Source organism: Stenotrophomonas sp. GW821-FHT01H02A, from assembly GCF_059422145.1.
In genome coordinates, this window is record NZ_JBWKWI010000007.1 from 1 (window position 1) to 13882 (window position 13882).

Below are 13882 nucleotides of genomic sequence, written 5' to 3' on the forward strand. Positions count from 1 at the left end.
GCACAGAGACCGCGATGTTCGGCGCATTGATGCGGAAGATCGGCAGAAAGCCTGCCTGGGTTCCCGCGTTGACGAAGTGAGTCGCCATTCCCCAGAGACACACGTACAGCACGCCGACGATGATCGCGAACCGGTACTGCCTTGCGATCAGCCCGCCAAACAGCGCGAACCACATGCCGGCAGCCGAGGACAGCACGTCGCTCGTGTCGAATGCAACATCGCTTCGAGCCACTACTGAGATGCCCAAGAAGTGCGCGGCCCCGAATACCAGTGCCAGCACCAGAAGCCCTGCCATGCCCCTGGTCCCCGCCTATCGAAGAAACGCGTGCCGCTCTATGAAGAGGTGGCCGAGCAGCTGCGCCAGAAGATCTACGACTACGAACTGCCGCCGGGCGAGTGGATCGACGAGCCGATGCTCGCCGAGGAACTGGGCATCAGCCGTACCCCGCTGCGCGAGAGCCTGAAGCTGCTCGCGGCCGAGGGCCTGGTGCAGCTCGATGCCGACCGCGGCAGTCGTGTCACCCGGCTCACCCTGGAAGACCTCAACCAGCTGTTCCCGGTGATGACCATGCTGGAAGGCCGCTGCGTGCACGAGGCGGTCAAGCGCATCGATGATGAGGGCGTGGTCCAGTTGCAGGCGCTGCACGATGCGATGGAATTGGCCGCAGCCGCGGGCGATCTGGCCGAGTACTACCGCAACAACTACCTCATTCACGAGAGCCTGCAGACGCACGCCGGCAACCCGCGGCTGATCCGTGTCACGCACGATCTGCACCGCATCCTGAAGATGCACCGCGGCCGTCAACTGCTGACGCCGGGCCGCATGGCGCAATCGCTGGCCGAGCATCGTGCCTTGATGGACTGCATCCGCAACCGCGATGCCGAAGCGGCCGAGCAGATGATGAACCGCCATCTGCTCAGCCAGGGCGAGGCATTGGCCGCTTATGTGGCGGCCGGCGGCCAATTGAATGTGCCCGCCCCGCTGCCACGGCAAGGCGGGATCTGAACCGCTAGGCCAGTTCCACCGTCAGCCGGGTCAGCGATTGCCCCAGCAGGTGCAGCCGGATCTGGTCCAGGCTGGTGAAGTAACACGCCGTGTCCGCGCCGGCCAGGCGATAGATGCCACGCTTGCCGCCGAGCAGAACGAATTTTTCCTGATCCACCAGGTACTGGGCGACCGGCGGCACGCCCTGTGCCTTGAGCCCATCGATATCGATGGGTTCAAGGGCATCCAGATCATGTAGTGCTGTGGTCATGGGGTGGGAAACGTCGTGACGGGAGCTCCAGCTTAGGGGTCGGCTGGACAGCAGCGCGTGGAACGATCGTGAGGACGGTGCGAGTGCGGGTCGCCTGCCGGTCAGCCGCGCAGCGTGGCGCCGCCGTCCACGTAGAGGTCGCTCATGGCGATATGTCCGGCCTGATCGGAGAGCAGGAACAGCACCGCCTGGGCAATGTCGTCCGGGGTGGCCAGCTTGCGCAGCGGTATTCCCGCCTTGTACGTGTCCGGGTTGCCATCAATGACGCGCTGGCCGCCATCCGCATCGACCCACATGCCGGTCTGCATCGGTGTCAGCGTGGAGCCCGGGGCCACGATGTTGCAGCGGATGCCAAGCGGCGCGAGTTCCAGTCCAAGGCAGCGGGTGAACATCGTCGCGGCGGCTTTGGAAGCGGCATAGGCGGCCATGCCGTGGCGGGGCACGCCAGCGGCGTTGGAACTGACGGTGACGATGGCACCGGCGCGCCGCGGCCCCATCACCCGCGCCAGTGCGCGCGAAAGATGGAATACACCATCGGTGTTGACGGCGAAGACGTGGCGCCACTGTGCGTCATCGATCTCGGTGACGGCGCCGACCTGCAGCACGCCGGCGACGTTGACGCCGAAGCCGACCGGGCCGATCTCCGCCTCGATCCAATGGACGAGTGCATCCACTGCCTGGGGATCGGTCACATCCAGGGCGCGCGCATGCGCCGGGGCCTGTCCGCCCCCCTGCTGCAACGCAGGCGCGGTGGTATCGGTGGCGATGACGATGCTGCCACTGTCACGCAACAGCTTGACCACTGCTGCCCCGATGCCGCCGCCGGCCCCGGTGACCAGTGCGATGGTGCCGTCGAATCCCGTGAGTTTCATGCGGATGTCCTGGGGGTGTCATGACGTTGAAGCAGTGCATCGAGCCAGGGCGCGATCTGCGCCACCGCATCGCGGCCGGTGAGTTCAGCGTGCAGGTAAGGAAGCTCCACCGACTCGACGCTGGCCGCATGCGCGTGCCACAGGGCAGACTGCAAGTGCGGGCGGGAAGCGTGATCGCGGCCGGCGCGGAGATGCAGCAGCGGACCGTCGTAACGTGCGTGGTGGTGACCACGGATCAGGCGGTTGGTACCGGTGACCGCGCGCACCACGCCATCGAGTACGACATCGGGCAGGTTGCCCAGTGCGCTCTCGCCGCGGCGCAGGAAGGACAGGATGCGCTCGCGGCTGTCCAGCTCGGGATGCGCGTCCGGATCGTGGCCGGCGATGGCAAGCAAGGCACGCAGTGCGGCAATCGGGTCCGGCTCGGGCTCTGCGCGCCAACACTCGCTGGGATACGCATCCAGCAGCGCCAGTACGCCGACCTCGTGGCCGAGCGCGCGCAGGTGCACGGCGATCGCCTGGGCGAGGATGCCGCCGACCGACCAGCCCAGCAGATGCACCGGGCCCGGCCGACCCAGCGCGAGGATGCGCCGGGCGTAGCTGGCTGCCAGGGCCTCGATGCTGGCCGGCAGTGGCTCGGCCGCATCGAGCACCGGTGATTGCAGGCCCTGCACATCGCGTGCGGGCGACAACGCCCGGGCCAGGTCGCGGTAGTTCCAGGCGATGCCACCGGCCGGATGGATCACGAACAGCGGCGCGAGCGCCGGGTCGCCGCTGGAGAGCTGGATCATCGGCGCCAGCCCGTGATCGGTCGCCGCCGGCGGTGCGTCGATCCGGGCGGCGAGCGCAGCCACGGTGGGTGCGGTGAATACCGCGCCGAGGCCAAGATCGCAGCGCCAGCGCTGCTGGATCGCCAGCAATAGATGGACGGCGCTGAGCGAGTCCCCGCCCAGGGCGAAGAAGTCGGCGTCGCCCCCGACGGGGCTGCCCAGCCCCAGCGCTCCGGCGAAAAGATGTGCCACGGCCTTTTCGGTATCGGTGCGCAGTGCCACGCCGGCGGATATCGCCTGCGCGGGTGCCGGCAATGCGGCGCGGTCCAGCTTGCCGTTGGCGGTGACCGGCCAGTGGTCCAGTTCCATGAAGGCGCCGGGCACCATGTAATCCGGCAGTCGGTTGGCCAGGTGGCTGCGGAGCGCCTGCAGCCGCGGTCCGCCCGCGTTGAGGTAGGCCACCAGCCGCGGCTCGCCCGGGCGATCCTCGCGCAGCAGCACCTCGGCCCGGGTGACGCCCGGTGCCGACTGCAGGGCGGCATCGATTTCACCGAGCTCGACGCGCAGACCCCGCAGCTTGACCTGATGATCATTGCGGCCGAGGTACTCCACCGCCCCGTCCTCGCGCCAGCGCGCAACGTCGCCGGTGCGATACAGGCGGTTGCCGGGTACGAACGGATCGCTCAGGAAACGCTCCGCGGTCAGATCGTCACGGCCGAGGTAGCCCCGCGCCAACTGCACCCCGCCCAGGTACAGATCGCCGGCAACACCGGGCGGCAGCGGCTGCATGCCGGCATCCAGCACGTACAGCCGGGTGTTCCAGACCGGGAAGCCGATCGGTACCGGCCGTGAGGTGTCGGTGCAGCTGGCCGGCCAGAAACTGACATCCACCGCGGCCTCGGTCGGTCCATACAGATTGTGCAGCTCGGCGTGGACCGTGGCATGGAAACGGTCACGCAGTGCGGCATCCAGCGCTTCGCCACTGGTGAACACCCGGCGCAGCTGCAGCCCCCGAGCCGCCGGTGCGGCAAGGAAGGCGGCCAGCATCGACGGCACGAAATGCAGCGTGGTGATCGCGTGGTCGCGGATCAATGCGGCCAGTGCCAGTGGATCGCGGTGCGCCTCGGGGGGCGCCACCACCAGTGTTGCGCCGGTGATCAACGGCAGGAAAAACTCCCAGACCGAGACATCGAAGGTGGCCGGGGTTTTCTGCAGGATGCGCTCGTCAGGCTGGAAGCTGTACTGCGTGCGCATCCATTCCAGGCGATTGACGATGGCGCGGTGCTCGATCAGCACGCCCTTGGGCTCACCGGTCGAGCCGGAGGTATAGATGACATACGCGGCATCGTCCGGCTGCGGCGCGTTGCCGAGCGCGGCGTCGCTGGTGGGCTGCCACTGCGTCGGGGTAAGCACGGCAATCCCGGGGAACCGGTCGCGGTCCTGCGCCAGCGTCAGCACGCAGACCGGTTCGGCCGAGCGCAGGATCCTCGCCAGGCGCTCATCCGGGTGGGCCAGGTCCACCGGCAGGTATGCGCCGCCCGCGCGCAGCACGGCGACCAGCGCGATGATCAGCTCCAGCGAGCGCGGCAGCGCCACCACCACCCTCGCCTCGCGGCAAACCCCCTGCGCCTGCAGCTGCAGCGCCAGCGCCCGGCTTCGCTGCTCAAGCTCCGCGAAGGTGAGCTGCTGCACGCCGTAGACCACCGCGACCGCCTCGGGCGTGCGGTCCATGCACGCGGTGATCAGCGCGGCGAGGCTGAGCTCCGGCACCGGGTGTGCGGTGGCGTTGACGTCATGCAGATAGCGTTGCGTTTCCTCTGGTGTGCACAACGGTACCGAGCCGATGTCGCCCCCAGCGGCCTGCACCTCGAGTGCGGCCGACACGAAATGCAGCAGGCGCGCCGCATGGGCCTGCACCTGGGCAGGCGTATACAGGGTCGGATTGGCCTCGATCTCCAGATCGAGCACGGCGCTGCCGTCGCCACGGAAGCCCAGCGTCACGTCGTCGACCGGACCGGTGGACAGCACCTCCAGTGACGCGCGTGCGTCACCCAGCTGCGGCGGTCGATAGAACGGCTGCACGTTGACCAGCGGCCCATGCAGGCGACGCTGGCCCCCGATCAAGCCGAGATCGCGACGCAGCTGCTCGCCACGGTAACGCCCGTGGCGGCGGCCGCGCATCAACCGCAGGGCGACATCGCGCACGTACGCATCCACGCTGCCCTGCGCGGCCGTGACCCGCAGCGGCAGCACGTTCATCACCATCGCCGGAACGCGGGCAGAGACGCTGCCAAGCCGACCCATGAACGGGACCCCGATCACCGCCTCCGTTTCACCACTGATCCGGCGGCAGTACTCGGCACCGAGCGCGGTAAGCACATCCGGCCAAGGCTGGCCGATGGCGGCGGCCGCGGTGTGCAGGCGTGCACGCAGTGCGGGATCGATCGGCTGGACGTATCGCAGGGCCTCGGGCGCGGCGGCGCCGAGTCCGGCCTGCAGGCCGGTGGCGGCCGGCGCGTCGGCCATCAGCTCGCGCCAGTACGCGGCGTCGCGTGTGCGGCGCTCGCTGCCACGATACTGCGCATCTTCGTCGAGCACCGGCGCCAGTGACGCGAGGCCGGCATGCTGCGCATTGCGCTCGTACAGCGCGCAGACGCGCTCGGTGAGCAGGCCCATGCCATAGCCATCGGTGGCCAGGTGATGCACGCGCAGGTACCAGACGCTGCGGGCCGGGCCGAGCAGGAACAGGCGCTGCTGGCTGAGGCGGTCGCGGGCGGGATCGACCGGGGTGAGCCGGTCGCGCTGCATCGCCTCGCGGGCGGCAGCGGCCGGCTCCGGATGGCCGGACAGATCCACCACCTGCAGCGTTGGCGTGTGCTGCCGATCCACCCACTGCCCGGGCAGCCCCCGGGGGTTTTCGACGATGCGCAACGCCAGCGCGTCGGATTCATGTGCGGCCTGATCCGCAGCGCGCACGAATGCAGCCACGTCCAGTTCGCCCTCGATCCACACCGCATGGGCGGTATTGAAGGCGGGATTGTCCGGCGCCAGGCGCTGGGCGTACCACAACCCGGCCTGGGCCTCGCTCAGCCCGCGAACGACGGCCGCGTCCGGACCCGGCACCGCACGCACGTTCATGCGCTGGCCGTGGCCTGGGCCTGCAGGCGCTGCACGACCGTCCACCAGCCGCCCAGCGTGGCGTGCTCGGCCAGATGGCTGAACTCCAGCGGGATGCCGGTGTTGCCCCAGGCCAGCACCAGGCCCAGCACCCGCATCGAATCCAGCCCGAGGTCCATCAGGTTCTCATCGTTGCCGATCGCCTCGGGCGCTTCGCCGATCGTCTCGGCTAGATCGGCGCGCATGCGCTCCAGGGTGAGTGCGGTCATGCGAGCGTCTCCAGCAGGTGATCGGTGGTCATCGGAACGCCGCAGGTGCGGGCGATCCAATGCAGGGCCAGGTCGTGGTCGGCGCGCGAGAAATCGGCGACGCCATCGGCAGCGATGAAGCTCTCGATGTCGCGCTGGAAGCCTTCGGCCACGGTGGCGGTGCAGCCGATGTGCGCGTACACACCGGTGACCAGCAGCTGGTCGCGGCCACGGGCGCGCATCATCGTCTCCAGGTTGCTGCGCTGGAAGGCGCTGTAGCGATGCTTGACCAGCACGTGGTCGCCCGGCGCGGGCGCCAGTGCCTCGATGATGGCTTCATGTTCGTCGGTGGCGGACATGCCTGGCCCCCACAGATCGGCCTGCAGGCCGCGATCGCGGCGGTCCTGGTTGCCGCGCTGGGCGGTGTAGAACACCGGAATGCCGCGTGCGCGGCAATGCGTGAGCAGGCGTGCGATGTTGGCCACGGCCGGCGCCAGGGGGGCAGCATCCGCCGCGAACGCGGCCAGGAAGTAACGCTGCATGTCATGCACCAGCAGCGCCAGGCGCTCGGTTCGTGGCTGCCACGCGCCACGCGGGCTGGGCAGCTCGGCGCGGGTCGGCAGCGGATACGGTTGGATCCTGGGCAGCGCCATCAGCGCGGTTCTCCTGTCTGTTGCATGAAACGTTCGCGCAGCTGGGCACGCAGCTCGCGGCGGCTGATCTTGCCGACCGCGGTGGTGCCGAAGGCATCGACGAACACGATCTGGTCGGGCACTTTGAATGCGGCCAGGCCGCGGCTGCGCACCCAGGCCTTGAGGCTGGCAGCCGTGGTCGGCTCGCCCTGGGCGATGATGAAGGCGCAGCTGCGCTCGCCCAGGTAGGCATCGGGAATCGAGACCACGGCCGCATCGAACACGCTGGGATGTGCCAGCAGATGGTCTTCGATCTCTTCGGCCGAGATTTTCTCACCGGCACGGTTGATGTGATCGCTCGCCCTGCCCTGCACCACCAGATAGCCGCCCGGCAGGCGCTGCACTACATCGCCGGTGCGGTAGAAGCCGTCTTCGGTGAAGGCGCGCGCATTCGCGGCCGGATCATTGTGGTAACCGCGGATGGTGTACGGGCCGCGGGTCAGTAGATGGCCGGTCTCACCTTCTGCGACCGGGTTGCCATGGTCATCCACCACCAGCACTTCGTCGTCCTCGCTGATCGGGCGCCCCTGGGTGGAGACGATGGTGTCTTCACTGTCATGCAGGCGGGTGTAGTTGACCAGCCCTTCGGCCATGCCGAACACCTGCTGAAGGGTGCAGCCCAACCCGGCGATCACGCGGCGCGCGGCTTCGGGCACCAGCTTGGCACCCCCGACCTGCACGACCTGCAGGCTGGACAGATCGTGCGGCGTCGTCGAGGCTGCCTGCGCCCACAGCAGCGCCAAGGGTGGCACCAGGCCGACACAAGTGACGCGCTCGCGTGCGATCAGAGCGAAGGCGGTCTCCGGGCCGGCGCCAGGACTGAGCACCACGCGTCCACCGGCGTACAGCGTGCCGAAAAACCCTGGCGAACTCATCGGGAAGTTGTGCGCGGCCGGCAGCGCGACCAGGTAGACGCTGTCCTGGGAGATGCCGCAGATCGCGTTGCTGGCGCGGAACGAGTACAGATAGTCGTCATGCGTGCGCGGGATCAGCTTGGACAGGCCGGTGCTGCCGCCGGAGATCTGCAGGAACGCGACCGACTGCGGGTCCGGATCCGGTGGCAACTGCTCAGGATCGCCGGCCAGCGTGTCCAGCGCGGTGAACCCGGCCGCATCACCGCTGATGATGACGTGCTGCACCTCGGGCACCTGCGCCTGTAGTTCGCGCGCGAGGGTGCGGTAATCGAAACTCTCGTAGCTGGAGGCGGCGATATAGGCACTGGCCTCGGCCTTGCGGGCGAAATGCGCGACTTCGGTGATGCGGTGCGCGGGCAAGGCGTAGACTGGGATCAGCCCGGCGCGGAACAGACCGCAGACCACGGTGACGAATTCGGGCACGTTGCCAAGCTGGACCACGACGCGGTCGCCCGGGATCAGCCCCTGGGCCAACAGACCGGCACCGATGCGACCGGCTTCCTGCCACAGCTGGGCGTAGCTCAGGCGGGCATCACCGCCGACCACGGCGATATCCCCGGCAAAGCGTTCGGCACGCTCGCGCAGGAAGCCCGGGAAGGTCTCGCCACACCAATGGCCGGCGGCGCGATAGCGCGCGACCAGGGCCGGCGGCCAGAACTGGCGCAGCGGCACCCGCGCGGAAGAGAAGGATGCGTTCATGGACAGCTCCCACACATCAGAAAGGACGAACGTCATGGACGCCGAGCGCGGTCAGCAGGGCCATGAACTTGGCGGCCGTTTCGGCCACCTCGAGATCGGGTTGCGAGTGCGCGACGATGCCGGCACCGGCGTACAGGCGCACCTCGGTGCCCTGCACCCGTGCGCAGCGGATCGCCACGTACCAGTCGCCATCACCCTGGGCATCGGTCCAGCCGACGGCGCCAGCATAGAAGCCGCGGGCGACCGGTTCGGCCTGGCGGATCAGGTCCAGCGCCTGCTGGCGCGGCGTGCCGCACACCGCCGGGGTGGGATGCAGCAATGCCACCAACGCGGCCGACGACACCGATGCATCCTTCAGCGCGCCGTGGATGCGCGTGCCCAGGTGCCACATGGTGGCGGTGGCATGCAGCGTCGGGCGCGGCTGTGCTTCGACGTGATGGCACAGCGGTGCCAGCGCTGCCACGATGGCCTCGACCACGTGGCGGTGCTCGTCGTGATCCTTGGCCGAGGCCAGCAGCGTTTCCGCGGCGCGTGCATCCTCGGCAGGATCGACTGATCGACGCGCCGACCCTGCGAGGGGATGGGAGAGCACGCGGTCACCTCGCTTGGAGACCAGCAGCTCCGGCGTCGCGCCGACCAGCCAGGCCGGTTCGGTCGCGCCCGTTGCCGCAACCGGCACCACGTAGGTGGCTACGCTGGGGTCCTTGCCCAGGCGCGCGGCCAACACGCGCGGGTGCAGCGGCTGCGCGGTGCTGACCCGCAGGCTGCGCGCCAGTACGACTTTTTCCAGCGCGTTGTCGGTGCGCTGCAACTGCGCGACTGCCGTCGCTACGGCCTGTGCATACGCATCGGCGGACGGCTCGGCGAGCACATCACCGACCAGCGTCGGTGTTTCCACACGCACCACGGCAGGCTGGCCGGAGACCTGATCCGGCTGGTACAGCGCATCGCCCTGCCCGGGATCGAACGGCACCGCGCCGACCAGCAGGCGCGGCCCGGAGCGCGGCGCGGCGAAGAACGCAGCTACACGTTCGGCCAGGGTGGCGGTGGCGCCGGATGGCAAGTGCGCGCGCACGCCCTGCGCTTCCAGTGCCTGCTGCGGGCTGCGCAGCAGGAAGTACGGGGCGTCGGCCGCATCAGGGGTGGAGGTGCCGGTCATCTCGTCGGCCACACGATGGATCAGCATCTCGTTCATGCCGCACCCCGCTCGCGTTGGATCGCGGCGGACATCGCCAGGACCAGCAGCACCACGCCGACCAGCAGATACGGTGCACTCGGTGACCACCGGTACAGCAGCGTGCCGATCATCGGCCCGACCACCATGCCCATGCCCTGTACCGAGGCCACGGTGCCCGCGGCGGCGCCCTGCTCGTGCGCCTGCACCGAATCGGCGGCCAGCGCCTGGAAGTTGGGGAACACGAAGCCCATGCCGAACGCCGCGAATGCATAGCTGGCCAGCAGCTGCCACGGCACGCTGACCAGCGCGACCGACGCAAAGCCAAGACCGGAGATCAGCGCGCCGACCAGGATCCAGCGCGTGGGGCGGATGTCCTTGAGCTTCATCACCAGGCCCTGGGCGAAGATCAGGCCCACCCCCACCGCGGTCAGCGCCAGCCCGGCCATGCGTGCGCCGTCTGCCGGTGAGAGCTGCAGGCGATCAATCGCGAAGAAGCCCACCGTCACCTGCGCGATGGTCACTGAAATCATCGCCGTGAACACCGCCAGCAACGGCAGCCGCAGGCGCGCATCGCCCAGCCCGAGGGTCGGCTTGGGGCCGGTATGCGTTGGCGCGACGGGAGGCGTATCGGGCAACCGCCACCAGATCATCAGCAACGACAGCAGCGGCAGCAACGCGGCCACATACAGAGTGAGCGAGAGATTCTGGTACGCGATCCAACCCGCGGCGGCGGGGCCCAGCACCATGCCAAGTGCATTGGCGGTGCCGAGCTTGGCCATCACGCTGCCGCGCTGCCCCGGGGCGGCCTGGTCGGCGATGATGGCGGCGGCGGTCGGCGGCACGGCAGCGTAGAACAGCCCGACCAGGGCGCGCGTGCCGACCAGGACCAGCACGGAGATCCAGATCGCCGGGGGCGAGGTCAGCGCGACATCCACGAACACCGCCAGCGTCACGTAGATCGCCGCGTAGGCGCCGAGTGCGATCAGCAACACGGGCTTGCGACCGATCCGATCGCTGAGCGCGCCCCAACGTCGCGCCGAGAGCATCCACAGCACACCCGCCGCGGTGACCGACAGGCCGGCGTGCCACTCGGCCAGGCCCAGCACCCGCACCACCGGGCCGATCACGGACACGAACGCCATCATCGCCATGATGCCGAGCAACGCGGCGGAAACGAGGGCGGGCAAACCGGAAACGACAGGACGTGCAGACATTGAACACCACAGCCAATAAGAAGTTGAACCACGCGGTGCGCCTTGGCGCGCGCGGTTCTGCCATCCGGTTGCGAACGCATCACCGCCCTGTGATCCATCAAATGATAACGGCTCGCATTTGCGTTTGATAGTGCAGCCTGTACGGGATGTTCATGTCCGCGACGTCCCGCCCTGCGACAAAAAAGCACTACATCTTCGGTTGACGACCCAATCAGACCACATTATGTTGTGCCCATCGGCTCCCCGCTTCCGCCAGGCCCGGTGCACCGTCGCAACGCCGCGTTGCCGTTGAACGCCCCGTTGCCCCACCTGACCGGCGCCTGGAAGCACGGCCCGTCGCCACCGATGTGAGCCTCTGGCGACGTATTCCTGCACACGCAGGGCCTGCCCACCAATCACGCCTTCTGTCCGGCTGCCGCACGGCTCTGCCGCGCCGCCTGCCGGCCACTGCGCCATGCATGGAGAACGCATGAACACCGACGACACCATCGCTTCCACCGTCACCCCGCCCATCGATGCCGTTGTTGATGCGGCAACCGCTACCGAAACGCTGTGGATCACCAAGGAGGGCGGCAACCGCCGCATGCCGTTCGACCGGGCGCGGCTCGAGCGCACCGTGCACAGCGTGCATGCCGAGTTCCCCCAGCTGGATGTGGCCGACTACCTGCGCAGCGTGCTCGGGCAGATCGCGCGGCGGCAGCAGCTCAGCGCCGATGAGATGGTGGACCTGCTGATCCGCGAGGCGGAATCGCGGATCGACCTGACCGCACCGGACTGGGAGCACTTCGCTGCCCGGCTCTACCTGCGCCGGCTGTACAAGCGCGCCAGCAAGAACCGCTTCTACGATGCTACGCTGAAGTACGGCTCCTACGTCGGACTGCAGGAGAGCCTGGCCGACCGCAACGTCTATTCCATCGACATCCTCAAGGCCTATTCCAAGGACGAACTGGAGGAAGCCGGGCAGATGATCGAGCCCGAGCGCGACACGCTGCTCGCCTACAACGGGCTGTACCTGCTGGCCACCCGCTACCTCGCCACCGATCACTCACGTGCGGTGTACGAACTGCCGCAGGAGCGCTGGCTGACCATCGCGCTGTACCTGATGCAGCACGAACATGAACATGGCGAACGCTCGCGCCGGCGACGCATGCTGCTGGTGCGCGAGGCCTACTGGGCGCTGTCCAACCTGTACATGACGGTGGCGACGCCGACCCTGGCCAATGCCGGCAAGGTCGGCGGCCAGCTGTCATCGTGCTTCATCGACACGGTGGACGACAGCCTGCAGGGGATCTACGACTCCAACACCGATGTGGCGCGCGTTTCCAAGCACGGCGGCGGCGTGGGCGCGTACCTGGGCTATGTGCGCTCGGCCGGCTCCTCCATCCGCGGCGTAGCCAATTCCTCCGGTGGCGTGGTGCCGTGGATCAAGCAGCTCAACAACACCGCGGTAAGCGTGGACCAGCTCGGCCAGCGCAAGGGCGCGATCGCGGTGTACCTGGACGTCTGGCACCGCGACATCGAAGCCTTCCTCGATCTGCGGCTGAACAACGGCGACCAGCGCCTGCGCGCGCACGATGTGTTCACCTCGGTGTGCCTGCCGGACCTGTTCATGGAAACGGTCGAACGGCGCGGCGACTGGTACCTGTTCGACCCGTATGAAGTGAAGCGGATCAAGGGCTGGTACCTGCAGGATTTCCACGATGAGCAGCGCGGCCAGGGCAGCTTCCGCGAAAAGTACGAGGAGGTCGTCGCCGACGAGCGCATCAGCGGGCGCACCCTCAAGGCCATCGACCTGTTCAAGCGGATCATGGTCAGCCAGCTGGAGACCGGCAATCCCTTCATGTTCTACCGGGACGAAGTGAACCGGATGAACCCGAACAAGCATGCCGGCACCATCTACTCCAGCAATCTCTGCACCGAAATCCTGCAGAACATGAGCCCCACCCGCATGATCCAGGAGATGATCAGCGGCGATCAGATCGTCACGACCAGGCAGGCCGGCGATTTCGTGGTGTGCAACCTGTCCTCGATCAACCTCGGCCGCGCGGTCACCGCCGCACCGGACCTGCTGACCAGTGACGTGCTGGAGCGACTGGTGCCGATCCAGGTGCGGATGCTGGACAACGTGATCGACCTCAACCAGCTGCCGGTGCCGCAGGCGACCATCACCAACCGCAAGTACCGCGCGATCGGGCTGGGCACCTTCGGCTGGCATCACCTGTTGGCCCTGCAGCAGATCGAGTGGAACTCCGCCCAGGCCGAGGACTATGCCGACACCCTGTACGAGCGCATCAACTACCTGACCATCCAGGCCAGCATGCGCCTGGCCAGGGAAAAGGGACGCTACAGCGCGTTCGTCGGCAGCGAGTGGCAGAACGGCGAGTACTTCCGCGCCCGTGGCTATGACAGCCCGGCCTGGCGCGAACTGGCCGCGCAGGTCGGCGTCAATGGACTGCGCAATGGCTGGCTGGTGGCGGTCGCGCCGAACATGAGTACCGCCCAGATCGCCGGCTCCACGGCTTCGATCGACCCGGTCTACGGTGCCTTCTACTACGAGGAAAAGAAGGACTTCCGCCGCCCGGTCGCCGCGCCGGGCCTGTCGCTGGAGACCTACCCGTACTACGAGAAGGGCGCCTACCGGGTGGACCAGTTCGCCAGCATCCGCCAGAACGCCCGCCGCCAGCGCCACGTGGACCAGTCGATCAGCTTCAACCTGTACGTGCCCAGCACCATCCGCGCCAGCACCCTGCTCGCGCTGCACATGAGCGCCTGGCGCGAAGGGCTGAAGACGACCTATTACGTGCGCTCGAACGACATCGACATAAGCGAGTGCGAATGGTGCAGCAGCTGAGCCGGTCAGCCCCTTGACCGGTAGTGCCGGCCGCTGGCCGGCAACCCCACACATGCCCCGGTAGTGCCGGCC

General features: G+C 68.1%; 11 protein-coding genes. 2 read left to right on the forward strand and 9 right to left on the reverse strand.

All coding sequences use genetic code 11. From position 1 onward, the window contains the following. Positions 1–295: hypothetical protein (locus AC07WC_RS11770; RefSeq protein WP_495210363.1), on the reverse strand; the 295-nt coding region annotated here is incomplete at its 3' end. Between AC07WC_RS11770 and AC07WC_RS11775 the strand changes: the two genes are divergently transcribed. Continuing rightward, positions 251–1006, forward strand: coding sequence for a GntR family transcriptional regulator (locus AC07WC_RS11775; protein WP_495210154.1), 756 nt, complete (start codon positions 251–253; stop codon positions 1004–1006). The two genes, AC07WC_RS11770 and AC07WC_RS11775, sit on opposite strands and share 45 nt — an antisense overlap. Positions 1007–1010: 4 nt before the next feature. Here AC07WC_RS11775 and AC07WC_RS11780 read toward each other — a convergent pair whose 3' ends face one another. The 8 genes from AC07WC_RS11780 to AC07WC_RS11815 form a co-directional block, all read right to left on the reverse strand. Continuing rightward, on the reverse strand, positions 1011–1256 hold the full coding sequence (locus AC07WC_RS11780; protein WP_088434254.1) for a hypothetical protein: 246 nt from the start codon (positions 1254–1256) through the stop codon (positions 1011–1013). Between the two features lie 101 nt (positions 1257–1357). After that, the gene (locus AC07WC_RS11785; protein ID WP_495210155.1) at positions 1358–2128 is read right to left on the reverse strand and encodes a 2,3-dihydro-2,3-dihydroxybenzoate dehydrogenase; all 771 of its coding nucleotides are present in this window, start codon (positions 2126–2128) and stop codon (positions 1358–1360) included. Continuing rightward, complete coding sequence (locus AC07WC_RS11790; protein ID WP_495210156.1) at positions 2125–6036, reverse strand: amino acid adenylation domain-containing protein; 3912 nt, start codon at positions 6034–6036, stop codon at positions 2125–2127. Before AC07WC_RS11790 ends, AC07WC_RS11785 begins: the two co-directional genes overlap by 4 nt. Beyond that, positions 6033–6284: a phosphopantetheine-binding protein gene (locus tag AC07WC_RS11795; RefSeq protein WP_495210157.1), complete on the reverse strand. Its 252-nt coding sequence runs from the start codon at positions 6282–6284 to the stop codon at positions 6033–6035. The genes AC07WC_RS11790 and AC07WC_RS11795 overlap by 4 nt, the downstream gene beginning before the upstream one ends. Then, positions 6281–6916 (reverse strand): isochorismatase family protein, encoded by a 636-nt coding sequence (locus AC07WC_RS11800; RefSeq protein WP_495210158.1) that lies wholly within the window; start codon positions 6914–6916, stop codon positions 6281–6283. Before AC07WC_RS11800 ends, AC07WC_RS11795 begins: the two co-directional genes overlap by 4 nt. Then, positions 6916–8568, reverse strand: coding sequence for a (2,3-dihydroxybenzoyl)adenylate synthase (locus AC07WC_RS11805; RefSeq protein WP_495210159.1), 1653 nt, complete (start codon positions 8566–8568; stop codon positions 6916–6918). Before AC07WC_RS11805 ends, AC07WC_RS11800 begins: the two co-directional genes overlap by 1 nt. A 16-nt stretch (positions 8569–8584) precedes the next feature. Beyond that, entirely contained in the window at positions 8585–9763 is a 1179-nt protein-coding gene (locus AC07WC_RS11810; RefSeq protein WP_495210160.1) for an isochorismate synthase, read from the reverse strand. Continuing rightward, on the reverse strand, positions 9760–10959 hold the full coding sequence (locus AC07WC_RS11815) for an MFS transporter (protein ID WP_495210161.1): 1200 nt from the start codon (positions 10957–10959) through the stop codon (positions 9760–9762). The genes AC07WC_RS11810 and AC07WC_RS11815 overlap by 4 nt, the downstream gene beginning before the upstream one ends. 469 nt (positions 10960–11428) lie before the next feature. Between AC07WC_RS11815 and AC07WC_RS11820 the strand changes: the two genes are divergently transcribed. Then, complete coding sequence (locus tag AC07WC_RS11820; RefSeq protein WP_495210162.1) at positions 11429–13810, forward strand: ribonucleoside-diphosphate reductase subunit alpha; 2382 nt, start codon at positions 11429–11431, stop codon at positions 13808–13810. Positions 13811–13882: the final 72 nt, after the last annotated feature.